A 24,949-nucleotide genomic window follows, 5' to 3' on the forward strand; every position below is an offset into this window, starting at 1 on the left:
TTTAAACACCCCCCTTGCTTTGGCTGGCGAGCTTGGCCTCGGCGCGCTTGAGCCAGGCCTTGAGCCCCTCGATGGCGTTGCTGGCCAGGGCGTTGGGCAGGAATTTGGGGTGCGAGACCTGCACGCCCGTGGTGTGGGCCAGCCAGGCCAGCAGCGCCTGGTCGCTGGGGTCGCGCAGCGCGCCGATCTTGGCCAGTTTGCCCCACAGCCAGCGGATTTTGGCGGCCTGGTCGAATGGGCGGTCGGTCTTGGGTTTGTGCTGCCAGCCGCAGGCCGCCATGTGGCGCAGCATGGCGGCGCGCTCGGCGCGGGTCAGGTCTTTGGCGCTGTCTTTGCCGGTCTGCTGGCGCAGGTGGTAGCGGTAGTCGTCGTCAGACCAATGCAGCGCCGCCTTGCCTTGATGGATCCAGCCGAGTTCTCGGCGTCGGTCGGCCGCCAACCGCTCGGCGTTGGAGTGGACGATCTTCATGTCGCGCCTCCTTTGCTGAGGATTTCCCAGCGGGTGGCGTGCTCTGGCAGATCCAGATCGAATATGCGCTGCACGCCAGCAAAATCCTTGTGCAGCAGCTTTTTGCCCAGCCTGGCCGCTGCCATGCAGGCGCTGATGGTCGAGCGCGCGCGCTGACCGCCCACGCTGTTGGTGACGTAGTTGCGGCCCTTGCATTGAACGATGGTGGTCACGCCCATATCACCCCCTCCCGATCAGCGCCTGCTCGCGCTGGCCTACGCCGTGGTGGAGCTGCGCTCCCTGGCCCTGGCGGTATCCCTCCTGCGCATGCCCGCTGACGTTCTTGCCCTTGCGGGAATCGCGCGGCTTGATAGTGGTCATATTTGGGTGGCGCTCCGCCATGTATTCCAGCAACAGCTCTTCGTTTCGTTGCGGTTGGGCATGGTGCTGAACCACAGCTGCAGCCGCCATCACCCAGCCGATGGCGAAATCATCACCGCGGGCGGTTTTGGTGCTGGGCTTGCAGCGTTTGGGCTGCAATTTGATGTGCGCCGCGCGTGCCCGGTAGCACTGGCGGCCCAGCACATCGAACGCATAACCGGCCAGAGTGGGTGCAGCATCCAGCCCGACGAACACGTATTGCCAGGTGGTTCTGGTCTCGAATGCTGTTGTGTATTCGCGTCGGCGGATGAGGTAATACTCGCAGCCGAATGCCCCGGCGACGCAGTTGGCCAGGAATCCTTCCCACAACGTCTGACCGCTGCTCTGGGCGTTGATTTTTTCCTCATGCACATCTGCCACCTCCAGGGCGCGCTCGGAGAGGTTAAACATCTCCATCAGCTTTTGTGCCTGGCGCAGCGCAGCGGCGGCCTCGTGCGGCTCGGCGCTGCGGCGCAATGCCATGCACTTTTTGATTTTGATCAGTGCTTCGTCGCGGGTCATTTCCTGCCCTCCAGCTTCAGCGCCTCGAGCCCGATGGTTTGCTGCACATGGCGGCGTCTTGTATCAGCGGCATCAGCGGCATCAGCGGCATCAGCGGCATCGTGGGGCATCACGATGTCCTCAGGGCTGACCATACTTATCTCCAGGTGAAACTTTTTCGCCAAGCGCCACCTGATTGTCAGGCTGGGGCGATTTAGCTCTACACCTATGCCTCCCATCAGTATTTCCATGGCTTTGATGGCCTTTGACGCCGGCAGGAGGATCGATTGACAGCCAATTTCTAGGATGGCCATGCTTTCTTGGCTGGGGTTCTTGCGTGTTGCCATGTCACACCTCCGCACTGGCCTCGAACGGCTCGACGATGAAATCCTCCACGCCGGTGATGATCTTGATCCCGGCGATGCCGCGCACGCTGTCGCGCTCGTTGAGGATGGCGTCTTTGTTGATCTCCTCCTTGGTGCGCACGAACCGCTCCAGGCCCATGCGCAGCAGGGTGTCGATGACGGACTCTTGCCCGGTGACGCGCACGCTGGGCGGGCGTTGCCGCCAGCTGACGGTGCCGGTGACGAAATTGGCCGTCTTGCCCAGCTTGTCGTTCTCCCCGCACAGCTCGACGCGGTGGGCCTCGCACCAGGATTGGATGCCCTCGCGCAGCGTGTCGATGCGCTGCTGCAGGCCCTCCAGCTCGGGCTGGAAGCGCTGCGTGATTTCGGCGATGAGATCGTTCATCTCAGTCACCAGCCTCGCTTGCTCGCGGGTCAGGTCGCCCACGTTGCGGATGTACTCGGCGCAGTCGCTCTTCGATTGCGGCACGGCCACCTGGGCCGGTTTTTTCATTCGGGTTGCCATGGTCATTGCTCCTTCTCTTGCTGGCTATCGGCGTTGCCGCCGTCGGTTTCGGGGTGTTCTTGTTGCTGCAGGGTTTTCAGCAGGCGCTCGCGCCGGGCCTTGGTGCGGGCGATTTGTTCGCGGGCCTCGCGCACGAATCGGCTGGTGATGGGTTGAGGTTCCTCGGTGATCGGGTGTGTTGCTGGGGCGGGCGCGGCGCGCTGCGGGTTGGCCACGGCATCGAGCAGCACATCGGCCAGGCTGCGCGCGCCCTGGTCGGGGCCGCTGCGGCCGCTGCTGCGGCGGGCCTGCTCGATGGCGCTCTCGCGCGCGGCCTCGTGGCCGTTGGCGATGTTGGCGAGCACGCCCCAGAGGTAGTGGCTGTTTTTGAGCGGCAGGCGCAACTTGCCGTCTTCCGCGTCCCTAAACACCACGTCCAGGGCGGCGCGCCAGTCGTCCACACGCACCTGCCACTCGCGGCCCCGGTAGTGGATGCGGTGGCTTTTGAGCGCCTCCACGATCTCGCCCAGCACCTGACGGGTGCGGCTCCAGCTCAGGCGGTTCTTGGGCGGGGCGTGCAGGCGCAGATAGCGGATCAGCTGCGCGCCCAGCGTGGGCTGTTGCTGCAGCACCAGGTACTCGACCAGTCGGCGCGCATCGCTGTCCTCCACGGCCTGGTGCAGCACGTTGTCCAGGCTGTTCTTGGCGCGGCAGCTTGGGCAGACGTAGATCAGCATGGCCCCTCCCCCGGCTCCAGCGTGTAGCCCGGCAGCGGCGTGCAGCGCCGGGTGACTCCGTACACCGGCAGGCCGGCCTGCTCGATGCTGATGCGGCGCTCGATGCTGCCGATGTGCAGCAGCCGCCGCAGCCCGGCCTCGAACTGGCGCAGATCCTCAAACAGCGGATACCAGTGCGTTTGCAGCTCCTGGGCCGACCACCAGCCGCCGGCATCGCGCAGGTGCCGCCAGACATGGGCCAGCTCCACCGTCAGGCCCTCGCGGTTGAGCTGGCCACGGATGCGCTTGCCAGCTGTCATGGGTTGGATTGGGCTCATAGCTCGGGCTCCTCATCTACAGTCAGTTCGGCAGCCAGGCCATCCACCTGCCTGGCCAGGTCATTCAGTTGGCTACGGTTGAATTCGTCCCTGTTGGCCCAGGCCTCGGCCATCATGTGCAGGGCGTCCCGAAACTTGTGCAGGGTGCGGCGCTGGTAGCCAGCGAGTTGTTTGTTGGTCAGGCTCATGTCTGCCTCCTCACGATGGATTGCCACAAGGCGCGGCAGGCGCGCCGCAGACGCGCCCGCCAGGTGGGGCGCTCGTAGGCCACCAGCACGCCAGGGGCCAGCAGCAGGGTGGGTTTGCGCTTGCTCATGCGATCCTCCTGGGGGTGATGTGCAGCACGCAGGCGGCGCTGTCGTCGAGCATGTCCAACAGCCGCGCCACGGCCTGGGCCTGGTCTTTGCCCAGCAGCTTGTAGGCAGAGGTGCTGACCCGGCCGCCACGCTCCACGCGCTGCACGACGATGTCCCAGGCGCGCAGCGGCGGCGGGCGCAGGCAGGCGGCGTTGGCCGCTGGTTGGTTAATCGTTGGGGTTGGGGCTTGGGTTTGCATTGGGGGTCTCCTGGTGGATGGGTGTGGCGATCGGGCCTGTGTGGGGCGCTGGGGCATTGGCCTGGCTCAGCGCTTGGGCCATTTGTCGGTGCGGGCATTGCCGGCAGGCTTGCCAGTGCTGCATTTCGCGCGGGCTGCTGGTGGGGGCTGGGCGCAGGGCCCAGCGGCGGCATTGGGCGGCGGTGATGACGACCTCGCCCTCGGCGCTCTCGCTGCTCAGGTGAGGGCAGGCAAAGCGATCGAACACGTGCACCACCTTGGCGGCGATGCGCGCCGTGCTGGCGCGGCCGTTGCCGTAGCGGCCCGTGCCGTTGACCACCTGGCTGATGGCCCCCTTGCTCAGGCCCAGGGCGCGCGCCACGCTGGCCATGCGCCGGCCAGCACAGGCCTGCAGCAGCACGGCAAACCAGGGCTCTGCCATGTAGGGCAGCTGATTGCGGGGCGTTGGCGTCATGGCTGGCCCTCCAACCCGGCCGGCTGGGCAGGCTTGACGAATTGCTTGGGCACCGGCGGCAGGCTGGCAAATGCTGTGGGATGCACCTGCCCGGCCCGCGAGGGCGGCGGCCAGGCGCCCAGGTCGCGCAGCAGCACGTAGCGCAGGTGCGCGCCCTCGCGTTTGGCGGCCACGGTCACCACGTCGGGGGCGTGCTTGGCCCAGGCGCGCAGCAGCGCGCCAATGGCTTTTTTCTGGCGCGTGTACGCTGCGCCATCGCCCGCATCAACCAGCGTGCTGGCGGCCTCATCGGTGGTGAGGCGGCGGCGGATGCGCAGCAGGCCCCACAGGCGGGTGGCCAGAGCGTGCGGGTCAGGTGCGCCGTGGTGCAGCGCGGCGTGTGCGGCCAGGCCGGCCTCGCGCCCGGCTGGCGTCAGCCGCCAGCGCTGGTTGAAAATCTTGCCGTTGGAGCGCCTGGCCGATTGCGGCAGCGCGTAGCCGCGCCGTTGCATGGCGCGCAGCGCCTGATGGGCCAGGCCCGCGCCAAACTCCACCGCATCGGCCTGGGCCCATTGCACCAGCTGCGCCTCGTCAAACAGGCCGCTGGGCGGCGCGCGGTGGGCCAGCGCAGCCAGGGCCACGCCGGTGTACCAGTTGGGGTGCAGGGTGGTGTTGCTCATGCCGCCCTCCGCCGCGCAGCCAGGTGGCCGCTGAAATCCGTGCACAGCGACTGGCCTTTGACGTGCGCCACGTCCACCTCGGCCCAGCTATTGGCCTGCGCCCAGCCCTCGATGTTGGTGATGGCATTGAGCACCAGGCGCATGCGGCCCTTGCTGTCGCGGTGGATTTGCTCGGCCAGCGCCGGGGTGATCGCTACTTCCGCCTTGGCCTTGACGGTGGCTTGCACATCGGCCAGCGTCAGCGGCTGCAATTGCACGATGCGCGCCACGCGGCTAGCGATGTGCTCGTAGCGCTGCACCACGGCGGGCAGGTTTTCCATGCCCACCAGGAACACCATGGTGCCGGTCATGTCCGTGATGTCGCGGATGGCCTCCAGCTTGGCGGCGCTGCGCATATCCACCAGGTGATCGGCCTCGTCGATGATGAGCGCCTGCATACTCACGGCCAGGTGGCCGATGATGCGGTTTTGCACGTCCACGGCCGTACCGCGCACGGACAGGCCCATCTTGGTGGCCAGCTCGTCCAGCATCGTGCGTTTCGACCATGTTTCTTTGGCGCGCACGAACACATGGCCGTTGTCGGTGGCCCAGCGCTCGGTCAGCTCCGATTTGCCGATGCCGTACACGCCCTGGATCAGCACCAGCCCGGCCTCGCGCGCCCCCCGGCGCTGCACCTGGGCCTCGGCCTCCTTGAGCAGCCGAAAATTCGCCGTCTGCACAAACCCTTTTTTCATCTCTAAAATCCCTTCCGTTTGCTTTGCTTTTGAACTGAAAAAACTTTGCGAACACCTCGCTCAGGCAGCAGCTCCACCTGCTGCCTGAGCACCCTTAAAACCATTGCCGCCGCCCTCCCAGCCCAGGCCCCGGCTGGCGTAGTAATCGGCCAGGGCTGCGTAGTCCTCGCCGCTGGTGTAGTCATCCAGCCAGCGGCCATCCGTGTCTGTCCATTGCTCGCGGTGGGCCATCAGCCACTCGTAGCGCTCGCTGGGCGATGCAAAAAACGGGCGGGCATCGGCCTGCTGCGCATTGGCCTGTGGCGCAGGCGTGGCCTGCACGTCGATCACCACCCCGGCCCGCCGTGCGGGCACCTGCATCAGCGGCATGCCAGCGACCGGGCTGGGCGCGGGCAGGCTGGCTGTGGGCTGCTGGGCCAGCGTGGGGTTGAGCTCGCGCAGCGCGGCGTCGATCTGCTGCTCGCGGCGCTTGACGGTGGCGCGCACGCGTTTTTCGCGCGCCATCTCGATGACCGGCTTGGCCATGTAGTCGATGCGATTGCCGCCAAAGCGGGCTTGACAGACGAACTCACCCGAGAGCGTGTAGACCTCCACCACGCTGGGGTCGTGGATGTCGTAACGCACGCTCACCTGCTGGCGATCCACGTCGCGGCGCATCAGCTCCGGCGCGAAATACACCTGGTTGAAAAACTTGACCTCGCCCCGCTGCGCTGTGCGCAGCACACTGGGGCGGAACATGGCGCGCAGCTCCAGCTCACTGAGCATGTGCAGATCGCCCGGCTGCACCATGGCTGCCCAGGCCTCATCGGGCGTCATGTGCTTGCCATCGGCGCGCTTGGGCAGGCTGCGATGGCGGTGATTGGCGTTGTAGTCGGCCACCATGGCCTCGATGCCGGCGACGAACTGCGCCCAGCTGGGCAGCAGCCTGGTGTCCAGCCTCAGCACATTGCCGCCCTCGCGCGCTGCCGCAATGGCGCGCTGCTCCTTGGCAATGCGCGAGGCCGCCCTGCGGTACTCGCCCGGATCCGCATCCGCGCCCTGGTAGCTGCCCCATTGGCGCGCGCTGTTGATGGCGTGCGTGCGCCAGGAGCGCTCAATCAGGCCGTGCCCTTGCGGGTGGCCGGGGATGCCGGTGCGGTGCTCGATGCCCAGGCGGGCGCAAAAACCATCCACGGGGCAATCGATCTGCTTGGCCGTCTCGCCAGCACCGTTATCTGAATAGAGGACGGCAGGCACGCCGCATTGCCCGATGGCGTGGCGCAGCGCATCGCCCACGGCAATGACGTTTTCCGAGAGGTTGACCGACCAGCCTTGAATGCGGCGCGTGGCCGCATCGATGGCAATCGTCAGCTCTGGCGCAAACGGCTGGCCATGATCTGGGTGGCGCACCTTGGCCTTGTAGGTGTGGCCATCCATCAGCCACACGTCATTGGGCCCCAGCACGCTGGTATCGCGCCGTTTAAACGGCAGCAGGGCCGCCCTCGCCGCGCCGCTGTGGCGGGCCTTGATGGCCTGCACGTTGTCCGTCTTGGCAATGGCGCGGCGGCAGCGGCCATACAGGGCCCGGCCATCGTCGGCGGGCAGGCCGAGCTTGCGCTTGACGGCGCGCACCGCATTGCTGAGATTGCGCCACTGCGGGTCTCTGCTGAAATACAGGCCCAGTACCATGGCCACGTCCTCGCCCACCGCCGCCAGCGGCTGGGCCTGCGCGGGCGCGGGCAACAGCGCCTGCCAGCCGCCTTCGCGGCGCAGCCTGGCCCAGCCCTCCAGCGTGCGCGCCGAGAGCGTGCTGCGGCGCTGATTGGCCGCGCTGACGATGCCGTGCAGTGCATCGCCCGGCTGGGCCAGCGTGGCCTGCGCGGCCACCTGGGCATAGGCCTTCTTGGCGCCGCACAGGCAAGCGGCGCTGTCGACCATGCGCAGCAGCTGCATGCGCGCATCGGCGCAGCGCTGCTCGCCCTCGCTGGGCGGCTGGCGCAACAGGCCAGGCGTGGCTGCTGCGGCGGCAGGCAGGGCCTCATCGCCCTGCGGCTCGGGCAGCGCCAGCGGCGCGGCCGGGGTGATGGCCTGCACGGCGCGCTGGCCGGCCTGGCCGATGCGCTGCGCAGCCAGCGCAGCCTGGGTCTGAGCCGGCAGGGCCGCGCTGTCGTACTCCAGCCCGCCACCACCCGTGCGGCCCTGGCGCTGGCGGCTGGGCACGGCCAGCTGCTGCAGCCGATCGCGCGTGCGGCGCTCCGAGGCGGGCATGCCTGGCAGGCCGGCCAGCTCGCGGGCAGTCATCCAGATGCTTTGCATAGTTGAAGAGGGGTTAAGAAGGGCGCCCGCCAGACAGGCGCTTGATGTGCGGCATCCCAAGGCGCGCGGGCTCTCTGGGGCGCTGACGCTCTGGGGCGTACGGGCCACTCTGGGGCGCGGGCGCTCGGCGCGATGCCACTGTTGGCGCGCCGCTGGCGGGCATAACGGGGGCTTAAATCAGGCTGAGCTGCTCGCACTGCCGATGCGTCAGCGCTGCAAACGGGCGTGGCCTTGCGGGGTAGAACGGAGGCGGCTGATCGGGCAAACCCTGCTGGGCCAACTGGGCCAGCGCATGCGGCCAGTGCCCATGGCCGTAGCCATCGCGGCCATGCAGCACTTTGGAGAGGGTGTAGCGGCTCACGCCCAGGTTGTAGGCCAGGGTGCTCACCCCCACCACCGAGGCCCAGGCGCACAGGCGCAAGAACCAGTCTTCGTTTTGGTAGGCGATGCGCGGCGCAAACCGTGCGCGCGCCGCCCTTGCATCCTGGCCGTGGCTGGCCTGGGCCAGTTGCTGCTCCATGCGGTTGAAGGCATCGATGTAGGCCAGCTTGAATTGCAGCGCCCGCTTGCCGGTAAAGCCCATGCACAGCAGCGTGAAGCCGTCGCGGGTGAGGCGGTAGGCGGGGGATTTGCGGACTTTTCCGAGGCCGATTTCGACGTCAATCTCCATCTCCGCAAAATTGCGGAGATGGGAATCCGGCAGTTCCACAAGCAAGGCGCGAATGGCCTTGAGCACATCGTCATGCCGCTTGCCAAAGTGCCGCGCCACATCGGTGGACAGGCAGGTGGCATGGCCGTTGACTGCGGTCAGTTGCGGCAATTCGGCAGTGGCGGGGGTTTGTTGCAGATCGTTCATGGTTTGCCTCGTAGAATTTGTTTAAACCTTGGACGTGGTGGCTTGGGTCGGGTTGGGCTTGAGGCCCAGGGCCACGGCCACTTCATGCGTTTGGCCGCGCCAGCCAGCCGCGCGGCCGTTGAGTACGCGGTACACCACGTCGCGCGGAAAACCGTGGGCATCGGCCCACTGGCCGACGGACTGACCGCGTGCGCGGAATTGCTCTTTGATTTGTTGAGGGGTCATAGGTGGCTCCTTTCTTTTGGGTTACGCCATGGGTTTTAAATTACTGGTAGGTATTTTAATTACTAAAACGTATCTGTCAAGGACCCTATGAATTTTTTTGATGAGGCCACGCTGCGGCTCAAGCAGCAAGTCGAAATGACTCAAGACAAGCAAGTTGCGCAGATGCTTGGGTTGTCACCCCGTGCTTGGGCGGGGCGAAAACAAACCGGCTCCTTCCCCGAAAAAGAGCTGCGCGCGCTGGCCCAGCAGCGCCCTGAGCTGGGCATTGATGTGGAGTACGTGCTGACGGGGTTGCATGCGCCAGTGCAGCGCCCGGATGCTTACGAACAGCCCGTGCATGAGCGGCTGAAGATTGATTTGCTGCGCCTGGGGCTGAGTGCGGGCCAGGCGGCCCAGGCGGTGGGCGTGCCAGAGAGCGAGATGCGCAATGCCCTGCTGGGCGTCAGCGCCGTGCCTGCGGCCTGGCTGGCGGCGCTGGCGCCGCTGAAACTCGATGTGGTGTATGTGTTGCTGGGCAAGGGCCAGCAGCAGGTGAGCTACGCGCTCAACCCCACGGAAGAGCGCCTGCTGCGCGGCTGGCGGGCCTGCTCGGCGGATGTGCAGGCGGTGGTGATGGCGGCCATTGCCGCAGGCGAGACACAGGCGCGGCAATGAGCCGAGGGCGCGCCATGCTGATTCACATGCAGGTCAAAAACCTGCGTGGCAGCGCCGAGGAGCTGGTCTATCAAGGCCCATCGGCGCTGGAGGTGCATGCCATGCCGGACGAAGACTCGGTGGGCGTGTATGTGAGCGACCCAGGCTGGAAGAATGCGGCATGCACCCTGCTGCTGGAGCCGCAAGACGCGCGCCGCCTGGCAGAACAGTTGTTGCAGGCAGCTACGACACAGTGATGGAAAGCCATCATCCGCGCCTGCGCCCGCATCGTCCGCGAGCAGACCGGCGGGAGCTGAAGGGTGTGATCAGCGGCCCTGCGGATTGCGGGGCGCGTGGTCTGGCATGGATGGATGATGTGAGGGAGTGTTTTTGATGACTGAAGACGCAAAAATCACCTTTTTCAAGATCAACAAGTGCGGGTACTACAGCCGCGGCGGCCCCCGAGGGGCCCGGCGCCGTGAATTTGGCGACTTGAGCGCTACGCTGGCCCAGATACAGCAATGGGTCAAGGGCGGTGTGCAGCTTGCACAAACACAAACCTATCCACCCTCTCCCGAGGCAGACCTTTTGCCTGCGTTTGTCTTTGATATTGCCCAGCACAATGGGGAGTGGCTCTTGGTTTTATGGAACCAGACGCCCGCGGGAGAAAAGGCGGTGGCGTCGGTCCAACCCAATGAAATGGTGGGCCAGGCAGCGGTGATTGAAAACGCAATCGCCAAGGGCAGCTTACCCGGATTTCCCAGTTACTACTGGTTCCAGCCACAGCACTCAAGGATGGCTGGAGTCCGGTTTGAATTTCCTGTGGCAGGCCATAGGCAGTTGCAAGCCTATCTGAAGGGCTTCCTGAGCCGCAGCGCCAAATATGCGGTCGTGCGGCAAGCAGTCTCAGGCACGGCAGGTTTGGTTGACGAAAGCATGGAAGTCATCGGGTATCGAAAACAACCGGGTGACGACCCGAGGCAGGATGTGGAGCCGTTGTTTCAATCCAGCCAGCATCGGATCGCGGGCGACATTGAGTATCTCCTCAAGCATCACGACTCCGTCCGTAGGGTTGTCCGCCGCGTCACGCTGGATCTGGCCAAGCGCAAGGAAGACTTGGCGCTTTGGCAAATGTTCTGGCGCAAACTCAGGGGTATCGAAACACAGGTGAACGAAGAAGTCCGCGTCTCCTACGAAATGGATACCCAGATAACGCACCAACAAATAAAAGAGCTGGTAAGGTCCTACGAGGACGGCAGTGAGGGTTGGGATGACGTCGGATTTGTTCTTCGGGGTGAGTCCTCGCCACGCTGGATCGGCAAGGCCTACGCACGCGGGGAGTTCAAACTGCCTGTCATACGTGTAGCGCCGTCAGTGGTCTCGGCGCAATCTTTGCTTGAGGCATTGCAAAGCAACAGGGCGAGTATTGAAGCCGTTCTGAGCTAGTGTTTCCACCCATGCGTTTTCTTAAGCCTATAGCCTGGATCTTCAGCGTCGCTTTGGTGTGCGCGGGGGCCTGGTTTGGCCGGAAGGTTCCGTTTGTGGAGCAATGGCCGCTTTTTGAAGCGTTACGCACCACTGCGGCCATCATTTTTGCGGTCATCGGTGCATGGATGGCCATCGTTTACCCAGAGCGCCTGCGCTTTTCCTTGCGCAAAGGCGCAGGGGGCAGGACTCCAACGGGCGATGCAAGCAGTGAGCTGTTTACGCCTGTGGTCAATTCGACGTGCATCCTGGCGATCGTTCTGCTTATCGGGATAGTGGCCCCCTTGGTGCGGGCCTACGGCTTCGGGATCCCGGCAGAGTTGGGGCGAGGGCTTTCATACGCTCTTCTGGTAGCACTGACCTTGTGGCAGCTGTGGACAGTGTTTTTGACGCTGGGGCCGGCAGACAGCATCAAATCGGACATGGATCGGGAAAAGGGCCGTCGCAGCGACCTAGATGTCGTTGCGGGCAAAAATCTTGGCCCTTGAACCCTGTGGAGCATCGCAGGCATAATCCTCTTTGTCACCAAAACCGTCCCCAGGCCAGCACAAGCTGGCCTTATTTGTTTGCGCCGCCGGCGGCACAGTGGCGGCATGGCAAACACATCCAAATCCACAACGCCGCTGGGGCTCAAGCTGGGCGCGGCCACGGCCGCTGCGGTGCTGGCCATCCTGGTGGGCACTGGCGGCTCTGGCCTGATCCCCACCGAGGAGGGGCGGCGCAATCGCGCCTATCTGGACCCGGTAGGCATCCCCACCATTTGCGAGGGCTGGACGCGCGGCGTGCGCCTGGGCGATTGGGCCAGCGATGCCCAGTGCGATGAGCTGACGCTGCGCGGCATCCATGAGGCCGCCGACGTGCTGGTGCGCCATGTGCCAGCGCCAGTGGTGGCGCGCATGCCACCGGCCACCATCGCCGCGCTGCTGAGCTTCATTTACAACGTCGGCCCCGGCGCGGTGGGGCAAAAGGACGGCTTTGTCTGGCTCAAGAGTGGCCGCCACAGCACCATGCTGCGGCTGCTGCAGGCCGGCGATGTGCGCGCCGCCTGCCAGCAAATGCCGCGCTGGGCCACGGCGCAGGGCAAGCCGCTGCGCGGCCTGAAGCTGCGCCGCCAGCGCGAGATGGCGCTGTGTTTGCAGGATTTGCCTGGCAGTGGCCAGACCGCCACCGTGCAGGGGGCGCCATGAGAGTGCTTGCTGCGCTGGAGCGCTGGGCCGCCGTGGCGCTGCTGCTGGCCTGCCTGGCCCTGGCCGGGGTGGCCGATTGGCAGATGCGGCGCGCCCGCGCCGCCCGCGCCGAGCTGGCCGCATTGCAAGCGGCGGTGGCCGCGCAAAACGCCCAAGCGGCGCAAACCCTCCAAACCCTGACCCAAGAGCGCGACGCCGCCCAGGCGCGCGCCGATGCTGCGCACACCTTGCGGGAGCAAACCGATGCACAAAACCAAGCCGAAATCGCTCGCCTGGCTGGCGAGCTTGAGCGCCGCCCTGTGCGGGTGCGCGTCGTCACCCGCCCCGCTGCCTGTGGGCCAGGTGGTGGTGGCCCCACAGATCACGCCCCCGCCGGTGCCGACGCTGGTGCAGCAGACGCCAGCGCGGCCATTGGGCTACTTCCGGCGCGAAACGCTGAACGCCTTGCAGCAGTGATTGCCGAGATGGAGACCGTCAACGCGGCCTATGCATCGTGCCGAGCGCGGCTGCTGCAGCACTGAGAACAACCCCCTCCCACCACCACACGCAAACCACCATGCCATTGGAAAAAGAAGAACTGCTGTTGCTGGGCAAGATGGACGGCAAGCTCGACTCCATCACCAGCCACCTCAACCGCCAGGACAAGCGCCTGGTCGAGCTGGATCAAAAGGTCGATGTGGGCCTGCATCGCCTTGATGACAAGATCGAATCGAACCACGTGGCCACGCGCGCGCAGATCGCCGAGCTGGACAAGCGCCTGCGCGACGTGGAGAAAAAGTCCGCCGTGGTCGGGGCCGTGGGCGGCAGCGCCGCTGGCGTGGGCGTGGCGCTGATCGTCGAGGCGGCAAAGAACTGGCTGCGCGGGGGGCTGTGAATGGCGCACCCGCAGGAAAAGCGCACCCAGCTGCGCAGCCTGTACGTGTACCAGCGCCTGCCGATGGACGCGGCCTGCGCCAAGGCGGGCGTGGCGCGCGGCACGGCCAACCGCTGGAAAAAAGAGGCATCAATCGCTGGTGATGACTGGGATAAAGCCCGCGCCGCAGTGGCGTTGGGCGATGAAAACATGTCGTCGCTGGCGCAAAAGCTGCTGGAGGATTACCTGGTGCAGCACCAGCACACCATGGACCTGCTGCGCGAGGCAGAGGGCATGAGCGCGCGCGAGCGGGCCGAGACGCTGGCGAGCATGAGCGATTCGTTTAATAAAACGATGAACTCGTTCAAAAGGCTTTCGCCCGAGATCAACAAGCAGTCCATCGCGCTGGACGTGCTGCAGCGCCTGGTGGCGTTTGCGCAGCAACAGCACCCAGGCCATGTGCAGATGCTGCTGGATCTGCTGGAGCCCTTCGGGTCAGAGCTGGCGAGGGCGTATGGATAACTGGGCTTTCGTGCTGGTGTTGCTGCGCCTGGCGCTGCTGTTTGTTGGCGCAGTGGTTGTTCTGATGTGGTTGGCTGGATGCCTGGGCCTGGCCGATTTCCGACTGATTTTTGTCGTGCCGGAGGTCGCTGGCCATGGCTAAAACCAGCAAGGAGTTTTTACAGGGCCTGGCCCAGCTGGCCGAGGATTTGCGCCGCCAGGTCGATGCAAACCTGGACGGCTGGGACATCAGCCCCGCTGCCGTGGCCGAGCGCCGCCGCCGGGTGTTTGACCCCATTGGCGGCTACGAGTTTTGGGATCGCACCTACTTCCCGCACTACGGCCAGGCCGAGCCATCGCAGTTGCACCGCTACCTGTACGAGCGCCTGCCGCGCTTGGTCGAAAACCCCGCCGGGCAGCGTGATGCCATTGCCGCGCCGCGCGGCGAGGCCAAATCGACCAAAGTCAGCATGTCGTTTGTGTTGTGGTGCATCGTCACCGGGCGCAAGTGGTACGCGGTGATCATCATGGATGCGTTCGAGCAGGCCGCTGAGATGCTGGAGGCCATCAAAGCGGAGTTGGAGGCCAACCCGCGCATTGCTGGCGACTTCCCCGAGGCCGCAGGTCAGGGCCGCGTGTGGCGTGCGGGCGTGATCGTCACGGCCAACGGCCGCAAGGTGGAGGCATTTGGCAGCGCCAAAAAAATCCGGGGCCGTCGCCACGGCGCGCACCGGCCAGACCTGGCCATCATGGACGACATCGAAAACGATGAGAACGTGGCCCAGCCCGCCCAGCGCGACAAGCTGGAGGCGTTCGTGACCAAGGGCGTGCTCAACCTGGGCCCGCCCGATGACAGCATGGACGCCATCATCATCGGCACGGTGCTGATGTACGACAGCGTGCTCAGCCGGTTTTTGCGCAATCCGCTGTGGCATCGCAAGGTGTTCAAGGCCGTTCTGCAATGGCCCGAGCGCATGGATTTGTGGGAGGAGTTTGAGCGGCTCTTGCTCAACGCCGACACCCCTGCCGATGGCATGGCGGCCGCGATGGCGTTGTACGAGGCCAACCGCGCCGAGATGGACGCGGGCGCGCAGGTGAGCTGGCCAGCGGTGCGGCCGCTGGTGCAGCTGATGATCAAGCGCGCGCGCGAGGGGCATACCGCGTTCGATTCCGAGCAGCAAAACGACCCGACCGCAGGCGATGACGCCCCCTTTGCCAACAGCATCCAGTTCTGGGTATCACGTCTGGACAGCTGGATTTTTTACGGAGCCTGCGATCCCTCGCTGGGCAAGGCCGGCGGCGGGCGCGACCCCTCGGCCATTGGCGTGGGCGGCTACAACCGCGAGACGGGCGTGCTGGATGTGGTGGAGGCCAGGATTCGCAAACGCACGCCCGACCGCATCATCAGCGACGTCATCGAGATGCAGCGCGAGTACCAATGCCGCGTGTGGGGCGTGGAGAGCGTGCAGTTTCAGGAGTTTTTGCGCACCGAGCTGGTCAAACGCTCTGCCGCGCTGGGCGTGCCCGTGCCGGCGCGCGGGGTGATCCCGTTGGCGGACAAACAACTGCGCATCGAGAGCCTGCAGCCGCACATGCACAACGGGCTGATCCGCTTGCACAGCAGCCAGAGCACGCTGATCAACCAGTTTCGGCATTTCCCAAAAGCGGATCATGACGACGGGCCGGACATGGTGGTAGTGCTGTGGATGCTGGCTGTGAGCGGCGGCCTGGCCGCTGCGGCGCAGAGCAGCAGCAACGGGCCAGAGCGCAGCGCCGCCGAGCGCTATGGCCGCACGGCGCAGCGGATGTTCAGGAGGACGTGATGGTGTCCATCCTTTTTGCGCGCACCGACAGCAACTACAAGTATTTGACGGGGGTTGACGTATGGGACATGCCTCGGGATGCCCGCCGCTGGCCTGGCGGCAATCCTGTCGTGGCTCACCCGCCATGCCGGGCCTGGGGGCGCCTGCGGCAATTTGCCCGGCCCAGGCCTGACGAGGCCGGGCTGGCCCTTTGGGCCGTGCAACAGGTGCGGCAATGGGGCGGTGTGCTGGAGCACCCCCAGGGATCCCTGCTGTGGCGGGCTGCCCATATGCCCCCGCCTGGCATGCGCGATGCCTGGGGTGGATGGACGCTGCCCATCCACCAGCACTGGTGGGGCCACAGGGCGCAAAAGGCGACCTGGCTCTACATCGTGGGCTGCGATCCGCGTGCTATCCCTGCAATGCCCATTGCCCTGGGCCAGCCCACACATGTGGTCGCCAGCCGAAGACGCGGGCGGCCTGAAATCACGAAGGCCGAACGCGAGCACACGCCGCTGGCGCTGGCCATGTGGCTGGTTGATCTGGCCAGCCGTTGCACACCACACGAATGCTACGGCCGCACGGCGCGGCGAGGAGGATGAGATGAAATCTGATTCGGTGATTTACATGATCGAGAGCGACCCGGCGTTATCGCTGATCAAGCGCCACATTGCAGAGCGCAAGCGGGCATTGGCAGAAGCCAAGGTGCTGGCCGATGAGTATGGGGCCACGCATTGCTCGTTTAATCATCTGGATGGGCGCTTGGTTTCGCTGGGGTTTGAGGGCGAGCCGCACCCACAGTTCAAGAGGCCAAAAAATGGGCACTGCTACCCCAAAAAAGGCAGCGAGGCGGCGGCCAAGTTCGCGGCGCTGCAGGGCTATGAATACAGCTGCACCGTCATTTCGCAGGCTTTGGGTGTGCCTCTGTCTCTGCGCTGGGATCAACCGGATGATGGCAGCCGGGGGTGGATGAATATCGGCTCGCCGTTTCAGGAGTGCGGCTGGCTGTACCTTAGCGAAGATGGCCCCTATGCCCTGTGGATCCCCAATGTGCAGGCAGCAATCGAGCATCTGCATCAGCAGGGCAAAACGGTTGACCCGCCGGCATTCGACATGCAGCTGCCCGGTTGCCGGCGCGTGCTGCGCGAAGAGTGGGATTTGCTGGTGGCGCAGCACAAACTGAAGCAGGCGCAGGAGGCCCAGCCATGAGCCAGGCGCGCGACGATTACTACTACATCCTGGGCGCCATTGCCGCATTGCCCGAGGCCGACCAGCGCGGCGTGCAGCAGGCCGCCCAGGCGCTGCGCGAACTGCTGGCGCGCACTGGCGACCACGGCCGCCTGGCCCTGGCGCTGGTGGGCGCGCAGGTGCGTTTGGAGGACGATTGATGAGCTGGATCGGCAAACTGCTGGGCCGCAGCCCCGCGACACCGCCCGTGCCTGCCGTGCCTGCCGTGCCTGCCGTGCCGGCTGCGCCGCCTGCGGCCGCCGCCCGGCTGGCCGAGGCCGCGCCAGGCCATGAAGCCGGCTGGCGCCGCCTGAGCGGCGAGGGCCAGGGCAACCAGAACGAGCGCGACCTCAGCCCCATGGCCCAGGGCCGCATGCAAAAACTGGCCGAGCACCTGTGGCAAGCCAATGTGCTGGCCAATCGGCTGATCGAGCTGCCGCTGGCCTATTTGCTGGCCGAGGGCGTGACGCTGCAGGCGGCCGATGAGCAGCAGCAGGCCGTGCTGGATCGGCACTGGTTTGACCCCATCAACAACTGGCCGGCCAAGCTGGAAGCGCGCGTGCGCGCCCTGGCCTTGCTGGGCGAGCAGTGCTACACGGCCCATGTGGGGCCGGACGGCATGGTGCGCCTGGGCTATCTGGACCCGCGCCGCATCGCCCAGGTGGTGATGGACCCGGACAACCCCGAGCAGCCCATCGGCGTGGTCACGCAACGCGATGCGCGCGGCCGCTATCACAAGTACAAGGTCATCGTGCTGGGCGACGATGAGCTGCTGTTCTCGCGCCGCACGGCGCAGATCCGCGCTGAGGATTTCGCCGACGGCGAGTGCTTTTTGCTGCAGCTCAACAAGCTGCCAGACGGCAGCCGGGGTCGCTCCGATCTGCTGGGGCAAATGGATTGGCTGGACGCCTACGATGAGTTCCTGTTTGGCGAACTCGACCGCATTGCGGATCTGCGCCGCTTTGTGTGGGACATCACCATGCAGGGCGCAGACCAGGAGGCCGTGGAGGCCTACCAGAAAACGTTCGTCCCGCCCAGCAGCAATGGCGCATTCGTTCACAACGAAAGCATGACGCTGGAGCCCAAGTCGCCCGCACTGCACGCGGCCGACACCAGCGAAAGCGCGCGGCTGCTGCGCAACCACGTGCTGGGCGGCAGCACCTTCCCGGAGCACTGGTTTGGCGGCGCCGCCGATGCCAACCGGGCCATTGGCGAGAGCATGAGCGAGCCGACCTTCAAGGTTTACACCTCGCGCCAAAACCGCCTCAAACTCTTTTTGGAGGAGATTGGCCGCTACGTGCTGTGGAAATCCAGCCAGCAGGCGGCCACGCCCGATTGGAGCGACCCGCGCTGGCATGTGACCGCCGTGTTCCCCGAGTTGGCCAACCGCGACGTGACCAAATTTGCCGCCGCGCTGCAATCGGTGGTGGCCGCTGCCATGCTGGCCATCGACAAGGGCCTGCTGACCGAGGAGACGGCCCTGAAAATCGTCGCCGACGTGGCCAGCCGCTTTGGGCAGGAGATCGACCCGGCTGCCGAACTGGAAGCTGCGCGCGCCCAGGCCGAGCAGCGCGCGGCCGAGCAGGCCCAGCGCGACACCTACCGCGCGCCGCGCGCCCTGGCCAGCGCCGTGGATGAGGCTGGGCGCGCCTGATGACTGACAGCCCCAAGCCCAGCGCCGAACCCAGCGCCGAGCAGCGAGATTTCGAACGCGCACTGCTGCAGCTGTTGACCGAGCGCGGCCAACTGCTGCGCGCCCAACAGCAACGCGTGCTGGAGCTGCTGCAGGCCGCGCGCGGCGACATCCTGGCGCTGCTGGCCGAGCAGCCTGCCGATTGGCAGCAGCTGCAGCTCAGCCAGGTCATGGCGCAGATCGACGCCATCCTGGGCGGGGCCACCAGCGCCGCCAGCGCGGCAACCGCCGCCGGCATGGGGGCGGCGCTGACGCTGGGCCAGGAGCTGGTGGACAGGCCGCTGGCCGCCATCGGCACCCGGCTGGACGCCGTACTGCCCGTGCAAAACACCCACTTCCTGGCCGCGCTGCGCCAGTTTGTCGCTGGCCGCCTGGCCGACGTAGGCCATGTGGCCCATGGCCAGATCGACCGCGCGCTGGCCCTGGCGCTGATTGGCGGGCACACGCCCCACCAGGCCATACAGCAGGTGCAGCAGGCCCTGGGCGGGGCCGCCCAGGCGCGCGCGGCCACCATCGTGCGCACCGAGCTGGGCAGGGCATTTGCCGTGGGTGCCGATCAGCGCCTGCGCCAGGCTGCGGCCCTGGTGCCCGGACTGCACAAGCAATGGCGGCGCAGCGGCAAAATCCACAGCCGCTGGCAGCACGACCTGGTCGATGGCCAGGTCGTGGCGCACGACAAGCCGTTTCGCGTGCCGAATCCGGGCGGCGGCGTGGATCTGATGATGCACCCGCACGACCCGGCCGCCCCGGCCGAGCAGGTCATCAACTGCGGCTGCCTGGCCATCCCCTGGATGGCGCATTGGCAGGTGCAGCGCCCAGGCGCACAACCCTTCAGCCAGCGCGAGCTGGAGCTGCACCCGGCCAAGGCCGAATTGGATCGCCAGGCCAAGGCGGCGGGGTGGCGGCAGGAGCCGCTGCCGGGGGCCAAGGATGCGGTGATTCCCAGGGCGAAGATTTTGGATTACTCGCTCAACCCCGAGCATCCCAAGGGCGGCCACAAGGCGCGCGTGCTGCAATCCATGTTGGGGTTCAGCCTGGAGAACGCCGACGCATTCGAACAGGCTCTGCGTCAAGGGTTGCTTGTGACACCGGCCGCGCTGCAAGAGGAATCTGAGATTGATGTGAAAAACAACCAGCGCCGCCACAAAGTGATGATGTCTATCACTGGCCCCAATGGCGGGCAAGCCATTGTGACAACGGCCTGGAAAATCCATAATGATGATCCGCTGCAGATACCGCATTTGGTCTCAGCGTACATCGACACCAGGCTCAACAAGAAAATCTTGGGGAAGAAGGAAAAGTCATGACACACAAGTTCCGAGAGTTCCAGGTCGTCAAGGCCGCACGCGAGCTGCCCGCTGAAGGTGATGATCCGTTTGTTCCCGAGGGCTGTGAAGGCACGGTGCTGGATGTCCTCGAGTACGGCTACATCGTCGATTTCGTGGACGATGAGGGGGAGACACTGGCACTGCGCACCGTCCATGAGCATGATTTGGCAGACCTCGAGGTGCGTCAGGCGGCCTAAAAACCGCCAGTCAGAGAAAAACAGCCCTACAGCGCGTTTTTGCTTATTGCCGCACCCCATGTACCACCCAACACCAAACGGCGCGAGTTAAACGGCGGTTAAACGCCTTGGCGGGCGTTTGCGACGCGCAGGCGCGGCGCGGATGAGGCCCGCGGCGGTCTCGACAGCAAAATCCCCCTACCTCTAGACCACAGGCCAGCGTTTGCTGGCCTTAATTGTTTGCGCGCCCATCGGCACCATGCGGCCATCGACAAACAACCGATGGTGAGCGCATGAGCAATCCTAAAAAAACGGCGGCGCGGCAGACTGCCCCCGCCCCTGATGCCAACCCAGTGCAGGCCGGGCCAGTGCAGCCTGCTGCCGTACATCCCGAGCCGACGGATAGTGAGCTGAGCCTGGCCGAGGTTGCGGCGCTGGTGGGCATTGAGCTGGGCGACGTGCTGGCCTGGCGCTGCTACGACGGCCGAATCGTGGTGGTGGTCACCCGCTGGGGTGCCAAGCTCGTGGGCGATCTGGAGGCGTGAGATGAACCTCGCGCAACTCATACAGTTTCTGGCCGCGCGCGGCGGGCTGCAGACACCCGATGAGGTGCAAGCCTGCCTGCGCGAGGCCGCCCCTGCGCCGGAGCGCGATTTCCGCCAGCTGATCGAGCTGGTGTCTGGTGCCGTGCGGCAACGCATCAACGAGGGCCGCCCCGAGGGGGACAAGCGATGGGCCGATATCTGCGGCATGTATGCCGACCGCATCGTGGTGCAAATCGATGGCCGCAAATGGCAGTACGGCTACACCCTGGTCGATGACGCCAATGGCGGTCAGGCCGTGCAACTGGCCGCGCCGGTGGAGGTGGTCGAACGATTTGTGCCTGTGCGCGAGGGCCAGGCCCAGCCTGATTCCGGGGCGCTGGCTACGTTTCGCGAGGCTGCGGACGGCTCCATCGCGGTGACGCTGATCCGCGCCGGGCGCAGCGGCAACAACAACTACTACCCCGACGCTGCCCTGCGCGAGGCCGCGCCGCTGTTCGAGGGCGCGCGGGTGTTTGCCAAGTCTGACGCTGATCACATCAAGGGCGGCGGCAAGGATGTGCGCAACCTGATTGGCGGGGTGTACGGCGTGCAGTTCGTTGAGGGCCAGGGGCCGGACACGGGCGCGCTGACGGGGACGTTTCGCCCTATCAGCCCCAGCGACCCCGTGGTGCAAAAGATGGTGGAGGCCGTGCAGCGCGGCATGCAGCACCTGCTTGGCCTGTCCATCGATGCGATGGCGAATATACGACCGCGCCGCGAGGGGCGCACGGTGCTGCGCGAGGCGGTGCGATTCAGTCGCGTGAATTCCGTCGATCTCATTGTCGAGCCAGGCGCGGGCGGCGGCCTGGATCGCCTCACCGAAGCCGCCGCCGACCAACCAACTGACCAAGAGAAAGCTATGCCACTGTGGAAGCAACGAATGCTGGAGGCGATCCAGAAAACCGCGCCTGCGCAATACGCGGCCATCAACCCGGAGACGATTGGCGACGATGAGCTGGTCAACCTGCATGAGGCCGTGTGCGGCCCGCTGGTGCCCGGCGCTACCGGGGCCGGTAGCGATGCCCTGCGCGAGGCCCAGGGCGACGATGCGCCGGTCACGCGGGCGGAGTTGCAAATGCTGCAATTGCGCCAGACGGCCGGTCAGCGCATTGCGGCCAGCACCCTGCCCGCCCCGGCCAAGCAACGCCTGCAAACGCAGTTCGAGCGCGCCGAGCGCTTCACTGAGGCCGAGATCGACCAGGCCATCAAGGCAGAAGGTGAATACCTGGCGCGCTTCACGGAATCGGGCAGCGTGCGCGTGCCCGTATTTGGCGGGGGCAGCATCGAGGTGGGCGACCGCAGCGTGCAGGTGCGCGAGATGCTCGATGCGTTTTTCAACCCGGCGCACAAAAACCATGGCGCGGTCAGCTCCTTGCGCGAGGCGTACATCGAGATCACGGGCGACAAGCGCGTGACGGGCCGCATGGAGCATTGCGACATGGGCCGCATGGCCGAGAGCCTGGGCGTGATGCGCGAGGCCATCGACAGCGGCACCTTTGCCAGCGCGTTGGGCGATTCGATCACGCGCCGCATGCAGGAGATCTACACCGGCGAGACCGATCTGGACGTCTGGCGCAAGGTGGCCACGGTGGGCAGCGTGAGCGATTTCCGCACGCAAGAGCGCATCCAGATCGGCGGCTACGGCAACCTGCCTGCCGTGGCCGAAAAAGGCGAATACACGGCCCTGAGTTCGCCCAGCGATGCCAAGGCCACCTACAAGGTCAGCAAGCGCGGCGGCACGGAGACGGTGACGCTGGAGACCATCAAAAACGACGACGTCAATACCGTGCGCCGCATCCCGCTGGAGCTGGCCCTGGCGGCCAAGAACACGCTTTATGAGTTCGTGTTCGATTTCTTCAAGGAGAACGGCAACATCTACGACGGCAAGGCGCTGTACCACAGCGACCACGGCAACCTGTTCACGGCGGCCCTGTCGGCGGATGAATTTGCCAAGCACCGCCTGGCCATGCTCAAGCAAACGCGCTCGGGCAGCGGCAAGCGCCTGGCGGCCGCGCCGCGCACGCTGCTGATCCCGTTCGAGCTGCAGGAGCTGGCCTACAACCTGTTCGTGCGCCAGCAAAACCTGGACAAGACGTTTGTGCAGACCATCAACCCGGAAATCATCCCCGTCTCCTACTGGACGGATGACAAGGACTGGGTGACGGTGGCCGACACCAACCGCCTGCCGGTGCTGGAGGTCTCGTTCCTCGATGGCCGACAGGAGCCGGAGCTGTTCGTGCAGGACATGCCCAACGTGGGCAGCCTGTTCGCCAACGACACCATCACCTACAAGATTCGCCACATCTACGGCGGCGCGGTGCTGGTCGATGGCTGCAAGGGCACGACCAAGGCCGTGGTGGCCTGATCGGCAATCGTCAAAGAACCGGGCTGGCACCCCGTACCACTGCCCGGCCGCCTGGTGTTTTGGGGTTTTGACCAGGCGGCTTGTCCAAGCGCTGCGGGCCAGTGTTTGGACAAGCCAGGATGATTTTTTTCGAGGATGCCCATGACCATGGATGAACTGCGCGCCAGCGTCGAGCACATGGTGCGCGACCAGCACCAGGTGCTTGCCGCGCCTGAGCGCGACCGCGCCATTGACATGGCGCTGGCGCGCTACGGCGTGGACATGCCGCGCCGCGCCAGCGCCACGCTGCGCTGGCAGGCCGATGGCCATGCCCAGCGCCTGCCGCAGCAGTGGCAGCTGAGCTTTGAGCTGCTGCATGTGGAGCTGCTGGGCGCAGGCGGGCGCAATGAGGCCCTGCACCGCTACCTGGTGCGCGAGCTGGCCGATGGTTTCGAGCTGCTGCTGCACGAGCGCACGCTGCTGGCTGGATCGCAGGTGTTCATCATCTACATCTGCCCGCATGAGGCCGGCAGCATCCACCCCAGCCACCGCGAGGCCGTGGCCGCCTATGCCGCGCACCTGCTGTGCCGCCAGCTGGCGGCGCATTTTTCGGGCGAGCGCGAGGCGGCCATTGGCGCCGATGCCAGCCAGACCGAGAGCCGGGCGCGCAACTATGCGGCCCGCGCCGCAGAGTGGCGCGCCAGCTATTTTGCGGCGCTGGGCGTGGCCGACCCGGCCATCGAGGGCGCGCCGGCGCGCCCCGCTGCGGCCGTGGCCAGCTGGCCGCAGCGCCACCCGCGCCACCAGGTTGGCGGCGCGCCCACATTCAGGGTGCGTGCATGATCCGCTACCACATGGGCCTGGGCGCGCTGGACGCCATCACCCGCGGCCTGCGCGAGGCGCCAGAGCAAACCCGTCAGATACTGGAGGCCACCATGCATCAGGCCACGCTGCTGGTGCAACGAGAGGCACAAGAAAACATGCCGCGCGCCTCGGGCCTGACGGCCGCCAGCATTGGCAGCGAGGTACACAGCACCCCAGCGGGCGTGCTGGGCGTGGTGGGCAGCGCATCGCCGGTGGCGGCGTTTGTGGAGCTGGGCACCAAGCCACACATGCCACCAATTAACGCCATCCAGCCCTGGGTCAAGGCAGTGCTGGGCATTGCCGATCCCAAGGAAAACCGCCGCGTGGCCTATCTGGTGGCGCGCAAGATCGCCGCGCACGGCACCGAGGCCAAGCGCCCCTTGGGCCGCGCCGCAGAGGCCATGCAGCCCCAGGTGGTGCGCCTGTTCGAGGATGCGGCCGCGCAGATCGCCCGGCAGATGGTGGGAGGGCAGGAATGAACATCGCCACCCTGGCCCAGACGCGCGAGCGCCTGCAGGCCCTGCTGCTGGCCGTGCCCGGCGTGGGCCACGTGCACCTGCACGAGCGCTACCACAGCAGCGAGGCCGCATTCCGCGCCCAGTACCTGTACACCCTGCCCGATGCCGCGCTGGACGCCTGGGGCAGCCAGCCGCACATCCGCGGCTGGCACATCCGCCGCGTGGCCACGAGCGAGACCACGGCCGCCGGCCGCATCCTCAATGAGCACAGCTGGCAGCTGCGCGGCTACATGGCGCTCGCCGATGAGATCGGCAGCGAGTTGATTTTTGATGAGCTGATCGAGCGCATGCGCGCTGCCGTGCGCTACGACCAGGCCCTGGGCCTGCCCGGCCTGCTGGGCCAGATCGAACAGCAGCGCGGCATGCAGGTGGCCGATGCTGGGCCGGTGCGGTTTTGCGGCGCGCTGTGCCACAGCGCCGTGCTGCAGCTGAGCACCCGCACCCTGGCACCCAGCCGCCCGCAGCGTTGACCCACCGAAAAGTGAGAGCAAACCATGAGCAACAGCAAACGAACCACAAGCCGGCGCGCTGCGCCATCGCCAGCGGCCGCGCCGGCGCTGCAACCCGTGCGCCTGGCGCGGTCCCATGTGCACCAGGGCCAGGGCTACGACGCCGGCGACGTGCTGCACGTGCACCCGGCCGTGGCGCAATGGATGCGCCAGCAAAGCGGCCTGCTCGATGGCGGCGATGCGCCCGCAGCCTGA

At 66.0% G+C, this 24,949-nt stretch carries 37 protein-coding genes; 21 read left to right on the plus strand and 16 right to left on the minus strand.

The features are described from left to right. Window position 1: 1 nt before the first annotated feature. From CK625_RS12485 to CK625_RS12555, 16 genes are all read right to left on the minus strand, one after another. Window positions 2-469, minus strand: coding sequence for a regulatory protein GemA (locus CK625_RS12485; RefSeq protein WP_095540657.1), 468 nt, complete (start codon window positions 467-469; stop codon window positions 2-4). Further along, on the minus strand, window positions 466-681 hold the full coding sequence (locus CK625_RS12490) for a hypothetical protein (RefSeq protein WP_238945656.1): 216 nt from the start codon (window positions 679-681) through the stop codon (window positions 466-468). The genes CK625_RS12485 and CK625_RS12490 overlap by 4 nt, the downstream gene beginning before the upstream one ends. 7 nt (window positions 682-688) lie before the next feature. Continuing rightward, the gene (locus tag CK625_RS12495) at window positions 689-1,390 is read right to left on the minus strand and encodes a DUF2786 domain-containing protein (protein ID WP_095540659.1); all 702 of its coding nucleotides are present in this window, start codon (window positions 1,388-1,390) and stop codon (window positions 689-691) included. After that, complete coding sequence (locus CK625_RS12500; RefSeq protein ID WP_143326281.1) at window positions 1,387-1,716, minus strand: hypothetical protein; 330 nt, start codon at window positions 1,714-1,716, stop codon at window positions 1,387-1,389. The genes CK625_RS12495 and CK625_RS12500 overlap by 4 nt, the downstream gene beginning before the upstream one ends. 1 nt (window position 1,717) lies before the next feature. After that, window positions 1,718-2,239 carry a host-nuclease inhibitor Gam family protein gene (locus tag CK625_RS12505; RefSeq protein ID WP_238945657.1) on the minus strand — a complete coding sequence of 174 codons (522 nt, stop codon included), beginning with the start codon at window positions 2,237-2,239 and terminating at the stop codon, window positions 1,718-1,720. 2 nt (window positions 2,240-2,241) lie between these two features. Further along, window positions 2,242-2,955 (minus strand): hypothetical protein, encoded by a 714-nt coding sequence (locus tag CK625_RS12510; protein WP_095540662.1) that lies wholly within the window; start codon window positions 2,953-2,955, stop codon window positions 2,242-2,244. Next, on the minus strand, window positions 2,949-3,272 hold the full coding sequence (locus CK625_RS12515) for a hypothetical protein (RefSeq protein WP_143326282.1): 324 nt from the start codon (window positions 3,270-3,272) through the stop codon (window positions 2,949-2,951). Before CK625_RS12515 ends, CK625_RS12510 begins: the two co-directional genes overlap by 7 nt. After that, the gene (locus CK625_RS12520; RefSeq protein WP_095540664.1) at window positions 3,269-3,460 is read right to left on the minus strand and encodes a hypothetical protein; all 192 of its coding nucleotides are present in this window, start codon (window positions 3,458-3,460) and stop codon (window positions 3,269-3,271) included. Before CK625_RS12520 ends, CK625_RS12515 begins: the two co-directional genes overlap by 4 nt. Continuing rightward, window positions 3,457-3,588, minus strand: a complete 132-nt coding sequence (locus CK625_RS14235) for a hypothetical protein (protein WP_275250575.1) — start codon at window positions 3,586-3,588, stop codon at window positions 3,457-3,459. Before CK625_RS14235 ends, CK625_RS12520 begins: the two co-directional genes overlap by 4 nt. Beyond that, window positions 3,585-3,827, minus strand: a complete 243-nt coding sequence (locus tag CK625_RS12525; protein WP_095540665.1) for a hypothetical protein — start codon at window positions 3,825-3,827, stop codon at window positions 3,585-3,587. The genes CK625_RS14235 and CK625_RS12525 overlap by 4 nt, the downstream gene beginning before the upstream one ends. Next, a complete protein-coding gene (locus CK625_RS12530; RefSeq protein ID WP_238945658.1) occupies window positions 3,796-4,281 on the minus strand; it encodes a hypothetical protein in 486 nt (161 codons plus the stop codon). Before CK625_RS12530 ends, CK625_RS12525 begins: the two co-directional genes overlap by 32 nt. Next, complete coding sequence (locus CK625_RS12535; protein WP_095540666.1) at window positions 4,278-4,940, minus strand: hypothetical protein; 663 nt, start codon at window positions 4,938-4,940, stop codon at window positions 4,278-4,280. The genes CK625_RS12530 and CK625_RS12535 overlap by 4 nt, the downstream gene beginning before the upstream one ends. Continuing rightward, window positions 4,937-5,674 (minus strand): AAA family ATPase, encoded by a 738-nt coding sequence (locus CK625_RS12540; protein WP_095540667.1) that lies wholly within the window; start codon window positions 5,672-5,674, stop codon window positions 4,937-4,939. Before CK625_RS12540 ends, CK625_RS12535 begins: the two co-directional genes overlap by 4 nt. Before the next feature lie 60 nt (window positions 5,675-5,734). Then, window positions 5,735-7,954: a Mu transposase C-terminal domain-containing protein gene (locus tag CK625_RS12545; protein WP_238945659.1), complete on the minus strand. Its 2,220-nt coding sequence runs from the start codon at window positions 7,952-7,954 to the stop codon at window positions 5,735-5,737. 187 nt (window positions 7,955-8,141) lie between these two features. Further along, complete coding sequence (locus tag CK625_RS12550; protein WP_095540669.1) at window positions 8,142-8,825, minus strand: Rha family transcriptional regulator; 684 nt, start codon at window positions 8,823-8,825, stop codon at window positions 8,142-8,144. A gap of 21 nt (window positions 8,826-8,846) precedes the next feature. Beyond that, window positions 8,847-9,050 carry a DNA-binding protein gene (locus CK625_RS12555; protein ID WP_095540670.1) on the minus strand — a complete coding sequence of 68 codons (204 nt, stop codon included), beginning with the start codon at window positions 9,048-9,050 and terminating at the stop codon, window positions 8,847-8,849. 87 nt (window positions 9,051-9,137) lie between these two features. On the opposite strand from CK625_RS12555, the gene CK625_RS12560 reads away from it, so the two are divergent. The 21 genes from CK625_RS12560 to CK625_RS12660 all read left to right on the plus strand — a co-directional run bounded on the left by CK625_RS12560 (window position 9,138) and on the right by CK625_RS12660 (window position 24,949). Further along, window positions 9,138-9,704, plus strand: coding sequence for a hypothetical protein (locus CK625_RS12560; protein ID WP_095540671.1), 567 nt, complete (start codon window positions 9,138-9,140; stop codon window positions 9,702-9,704). 14 nt (window positions 9,705-9,718) lie between these two features. Further along, window positions 9,719-9,940, plus strand: coding sequence for a hypothetical protein (locus tag CK625_RS12565; protein ID WP_143326283.1), 222 nt, complete (start codon window positions 9,719-9,721; stop codon window positions 9,938-9,940). A gap of 136 nt (window positions 9,941-10,076) precedes the next feature. Beyond that, window positions 10,077-11,129, plus strand: a complete 1,053-nt coding sequence (locus tag CK625_RS12570) for a hypothetical protein (RefSeq protein WP_143326284.1) — start codon at window positions 10,077-10,079, stop codon at window positions 11,127-11,129. An 11-nt stretch (window positions 11,130-11,140) separates the two neighbouring features. Further along, window positions 11,141-11,656 carry a hypothetical protein gene (locus CK625_RS12575; RefSeq protein ID WP_095540674.1) on the plus strand — a complete coding sequence of 172 codons (516 nt, stop codon included), beginning with the start codon at window positions 11,141-11,143 and terminating at the stop codon, window positions 11,654-11,656. Between the two features lie 105 nt (window positions 11,657-11,761). Then, complete coding sequence (locus tag CK625_RS12580; RefSeq protein ID WP_095540675.1) at window positions 11,762-12,355, plus strand: lysozyme; 594 nt, start codon at window positions 11,762-11,764, stop codon at window positions 12,353-12,355. Next, window positions 12,352-12,876 (plus strand): hypothetical protein, encoded by a 525-nt coding sequence (locus CK625_RS12585; protein WP_143326285.1) that lies wholly within the window; start codon window positions 12,352-12,354, stop codon window positions 12,874-12,876. Before CK625_RS12580 ends, CK625_RS12585 begins: the two co-directional genes overlap by 4 nt. Before the next feature lie 35 nt (window positions 12,877-12,911). Beyond that, on the plus strand, window positions 12,912-13,229 hold the full coding sequence (locus CK625_RS12590) for a hypothetical protein (protein WP_143326286.1): 318 nt from the start codon (window positions 12,912-12,914) through the stop codon (window positions 13,227-13,229). Next, window positions 13,230-13,730 carry a DUF1804 family protein gene (locus CK625_RS12595; RefSeq protein ID WP_095540678.1) on the plus strand — a complete coding sequence of 167 codons (501 nt, stop codon included), beginning with the start codon at window positions 13,230-13,232 and terminating at the stop codon, window positions 13,728-13,730. It begins immediately after the preceding gene. Beyond that, entirely contained in the window at window positions 13,723-13,872 is a 150-nt protein-coding gene (locus CK625_RS13965; protein ID WP_172425171.1) for a hypothetical protein, read from the plus strand. The genes CK625_RS12595 and CK625_RS13965 overlap by 8 nt, the downstream gene beginning before the upstream one ends. Next, window positions 13,865-15,532 carry a phage terminase large subunit gene (terL, locus tag CK625_RS12600; protein WP_095540679.1) on the plus strand — a complete coding sequence of 556 codons (1,668 nt, stop codon included), beginning with the start codon at window positions 13,865-13,867 and terminating at the stop codon, window positions 15,530-15,532. The genes CK625_RS13965 and terL overlap by 8 nt, the downstream gene beginning before the upstream one ends. 582 nt (window positions 15,533-16,114) lie before the next feature. Further along, the gene (locus CK625_RS12610; protein ID WP_095540680.1) at window positions 16,115-16,720 is read left to right on the plus strand and encodes a hypothetical protein; all 606 of its coding nucleotides are present in this window, start codon (window positions 16,115-16,117) and stop codon (window positions 16,718-16,720) included. Next, window positions 16,717-16,899, plus strand: coding sequence for a hypothetical protein (locus CK625_RS12615; protein ID WP_095540681.1), 183 nt, complete (start codon window positions 16,717-16,719; stop codon window positions 16,897-16,899). Before CK625_RS12610 ends, CK625_RS12615 begins: the two co-directional genes overlap by 4 nt. Next, window positions 16,899-18,392 (plus strand): hypothetical protein, encoded by a 1,494-nt coding sequence (locus tag CK625_RS12620; protein WP_095540682.1) that lies wholly within the window; start codon window positions 16,899-16,901, stop codon window positions 18,390-18,392. Before CK625_RS12615 ends, CK625_RS12620 begins: the two co-directional genes overlap by 1 nt. Next, window positions 18,392-19,738, plus strand: a complete 1,347-nt coding sequence (locus CK625_RS12625; protein ID WP_143326287.1) for a DUF6883 domain-containing protein — start codon at window positions 18,392-18,394, stop codon at window positions 19,736-19,738. The genes CK625_RS12620 and CK625_RS12625 overlap by 1 nt, the downstream gene beginning before the upstream one ends. Continuing rightward, window positions 19,735-19,956, plus strand: coding sequence for a DUF4926 domain-containing protein (locus CK625_RS12630; RefSeq protein WP_095540683.1), 222 nt, complete (start codon window positions 19,735-19,737; stop codon window positions 19,954-19,956). The genes CK625_RS12625 and CK625_RS12630 overlap by 4 nt, the downstream gene beginning before the upstream one ends. 272 nt (window positions 19,957-20,228) lie before the next feature. Next, the gene (locus tag CK625_RS12635) at window positions 20,229-20,480 is read left to right on the plus strand and encodes a hypothetical protein (protein WP_095540684.1); all 252 of its coding nucleotides are present in this window, start codon (window positions 20,229-20,231) and stop codon (window positions 20,478-20,480) included. A gap of 1 nt (window position 20,481) precedes the next feature. Further along, window positions 20,482-22,884: a hypothetical protein gene (locus CK625_RS12640; protein WP_238945660.1), complete on the plus strand. Its 2,403-nt coding sequence runs from the start codon at window positions 20,482-20,484 to the stop codon at window positions 22,882-22,884. 141 nt (window positions 22,885-23,025) lie between these two features. Further along, window positions 23,026-23,706 (plus strand): hypothetical protein, encoded by a 681-nt coding sequence (locus CK625_RS12645; protein ID WP_095540685.1) that lies wholly within the window; start codon window positions 23,026-23,028, stop codon window positions 23,704-23,706. Then, a complete protein-coding gene (locus tag CK625_RS12650; protein WP_238945661.1) occupies window positions 23,703-24,206 on the plus strand; it encodes a hypothetical protein in 504 nt (167 codons plus the stop codon). Before CK625_RS12645 ends, CK625_RS12650 begins: the two co-directional genes overlap by 4 nt. Further along, the gene (locus CK625_RS12655) at window positions 24,203-24,715 is read left to right on the plus strand and encodes a hypothetical protein (RefSeq protein ID WP_095540686.1); all 513 of its coding nucleotides are present in this window, start codon (window positions 24,203-24,205) and stop codon (window positions 24,713-24,715) included. The genes CK625_RS12650 and CK625_RS12655 overlap by 4 nt, the downstream gene beginning before the upstream one ends. Window positions 24,716-24,739: 24 nt before the next feature. Beyond that, window positions 24,740-24,949: a DUF7210 family protein gene (locus tag CK625_RS12660; RefSeq protein WP_095540687.1), complete on the plus strand. Its 210-nt coding sequence runs from the start codon at window positions 24,740-24,742 to the stop codon at window positions 24,947-24,949.

Origin of the sequence: Vandammella animalimorsus (assembly GCF_002285265.1) — a bacterium.
Lineage (GTDB): Bacteria > Pseudomonadota > Gammaproteobacteria > Burkholderiales > Burkholderiaceae_C > Lampropedia.

Bases quoted from the DNA above. Each gene is read 5' to 3' on its own strand.
- terL (WP_095540679.1), top strand. From the start codon at position 13,865: ATGGCTAAAACCAGCAAGGAGTTTTTACAGGGCCTGGCCCAGCTGGCC.
- CK625_RS12495 (WP_095540659.1), bottom strand. From the start codon at position 1,390: ATGACCCGCGACGAAGCACTGATCAAAATCAAAAAGTGCATGGCATTG.
- CK625_RS13965 (WP_172425171.1), top strand. From the start codon at position 13,723: ATGGATAACTGGGCTTTCGTGCTGGTGTTGCTGCGCCTGGCGCTGCTG.
- CK625_RS12660 (WP_095540687.1), top strand. From the start codon at position 24,740: ATGAGCAACAGCAAACGAACCACAAGCCGGCGCGCTGCGCCATCGCCA.
- CK625_RS14235 (WP_275250575.1), bottom strand. From the start codon at position 3,588: ATGAGCAAGCGCAAACCCACCCTGCTGCTGGCCCCTGGCGTGCTGGTG.
- CK625_RS12620 (WP_095540682.1), top strand. From the start codon at position 16,899: ATGAGCTGGATCGGCAAACTGCTGGGCCGCAGCCCCGCGACACCGCCC.
- CK625_RS12610 (WP_095540680.1), top strand. From the start codon at position 16,115: ATGAAATCTGATTCGGTGATTTACATGATCGAGAGCGACCCGGCGTTA.
- CK625_RS12485 (WP_095540657.1), bottom strand. From the start codon at position 469: ATGAAGATCGTCCACTCCAACGCCGAGCGGTTGGCGGCCGACCGACGC.
- CK625_RS12630 (WP_095540683.1), top strand. From the start codon at position 19,735: ATGACACACAAGTTCCGAGAGTTCCAGGTCGTCAAGGCCGCACGCGAG.
- CK625_RS12565 (WP_143326283.1), top strand. From the start codon at position 9,719: ATGCTGATTCACATGCAGGTCAAAAACCTGCGTGGCAGCGCCGAGGAG.
- CK625_RS12545 (WP_238945659.1), bottom strand. From the start codon at position 7,954: ATGACTGCCCGCGAGCTGGCCGGCCTGCCAGGCATGCCCGCCTCGGAG.
- CK625_RS12555 (WP_095540670.1), bottom strand. From the start codon at position 9,050: ATGACCCCTCAACAAATCAAAGAGCAATTCCGCGCACGCGGTCAGTCC.
- CK625_RS12575 (WP_095540674.1), top strand. From the start codon at position 11,141: ATGCGTTTTCTTAAGCCTATAGCCTGGATCTTCAGCGTCGCTTTGGTG.
- CK625_RS12580 (WP_095540675.1), top strand. From the start codon at position 11,762: ATGGCAAACACATCCAAATCCACAACGCCGCTGGGGCTCAAGCTGGGC.
- CK625_RS12655 (WP_095540686.1), top strand. From the start codon at position 24,203: ATGAACATCGCCACCCTGGCCCAGACGCGCGAGCGCCTGCAGGCCCTG.
- CK625_RS12550 (WP_095540669.1), bottom strand. From the start codon at position 8,825: ATGAACGATCTGCAACAAACCCCCGCCACTGCCGAATTGCCGCAACTG.
- CK625_RS12525 (WP_095540665.1), bottom strand. From the start codon at position 3,827: ATGCAAACCCAAGCCCCAACCCCAACGATTAACCAACCAGCGGCCAAC.
- CK625_RS12635 (WP_095540684.1), top strand. From the start codon at position 20,229: ATGAGCAATCCTAAAAAAACGGCGGCGCGGCAGACTGCCCCCGCCCCT.
- CK625_RS12590 (WP_143326286.1), top strand. From the start codon at position 12,912: ATGCCATTGGAAAAAGAAGAACTGCTGTTGCTGGGCAAGATGGACGGC.
- CK625_RS12510 (WP_095540662.1), bottom strand. From the start codon at position 2,955: ATGCTGATCTACGTCTGCCCAAGCTGCCGCGCCAAGAACAGCCTGGAC.
- CK625_RS12500 (WP_143326281.1), bottom strand. From the start codon at position 1,716: ATGGCAACACGCAAGAACCCCAGCCAAGAAAGCATGGCCATCCTAGAA.
- CK625_RS12520 (WP_095540664.1), bottom strand. From the start codon at position 3,460: ATGAGCCTGACCAACAAACAACTCGCTGGCTACCAGCGCCGCACCCTG.
- CK625_RS12530 (WP_238945658.1), bottom strand. From the start codon at position 4,281: ATGACGCCAACGCCCCGCAATCAGCTGCCCTACATGGCAGAGCCCTGG.
- CK625_RS12570 (WP_143326284.1), top strand. From the start codon at position 10,077: ATGACTGAAGACGCAAAAATCACCTTTTTCAAGATCAACAAGTGCGGG.
- CK625_RS12535 (WP_095540666.1), bottom strand. From the start codon at position 4,940: ATGAGCAACACCACCCTGCACCCCAACTGGTACACCGGCGTGGCCCTG.
- CK625_RS12625 (WP_143326287.1), top strand. From the start codon at position 18,392: ATGACTGACAGCCCCAAGCCCAGCGCCGAACCCAGCGCCGAGCAGCGA.
- CK625_RS12650 (WP_238945661.1), top strand. From the start codon at position 23,703: ATGATCCGCTACCACATGGGCCTGGGCGCGCTGGACGCCATCACCCGC.
- CK625_RS12615 (WP_095540681.1), top strand. From the start codon at position 16,717: ATGAGCCAGGCGCGCGACGATTACTACTACATCCTGGGCGCCATTGCC.
- CK625_RS12505 (WP_238945657.1), bottom strand. From the start codon at position 2,239: ATGGCAACCCGAATGAAAAAACCGGCCCAGGTGGCCGTGCCGCAATCG.
- CK625_RS12540 (WP_095540667.1), bottom strand. From the start codon at position 5,674: ATGAAAAAAGGGTTTGTGCAGACGGCGAATTTTCGGCTGCTCAAGGAG.
- CK625_RS12585 (WP_143326285.1), top strand. From the start codon at position 12,352: ATGAGAGTGCTTGCTGCGCTGGAGCGCTGGGCCGCCGTGGCGCTGCTG.
- CK625_RS12515 (WP_143326282.1), bottom strand. From the start codon at position 3,272: ATGAGCCCAATCCAACCCATGACAGCTGGCAAGCGCATCCGTGGCCAG.
- CK625_RS12645 (WP_095540685.1), top strand. From the start codon at position 23,026: ATGACCATGGATGAACTGCGCGCCAGCGTCGAGCACATGGTGCGCGAC.
- CK625_RS12640 (WP_238945660.1), top strand. From the start codon at position 20,482: ATGAACCTCGCGCAACTCATACAGTTTCTGGCCGCGCGCGGCGGGCTG.
- CK625_RS12595 (WP_095540678.1), top strand. From the start codon at position 13,230: ATGGCGCACCCGCAGGAAAAGCGCACCCAGCTGCGCAGCCTGTACGTG.
- CK625_RS12560 (WP_095540671.1), top strand. From the start codon at position 9,138: ATGAATTTTTTTGATGAGGCCACGCTGCGGCTCAAGCAGCAAGTCGAA.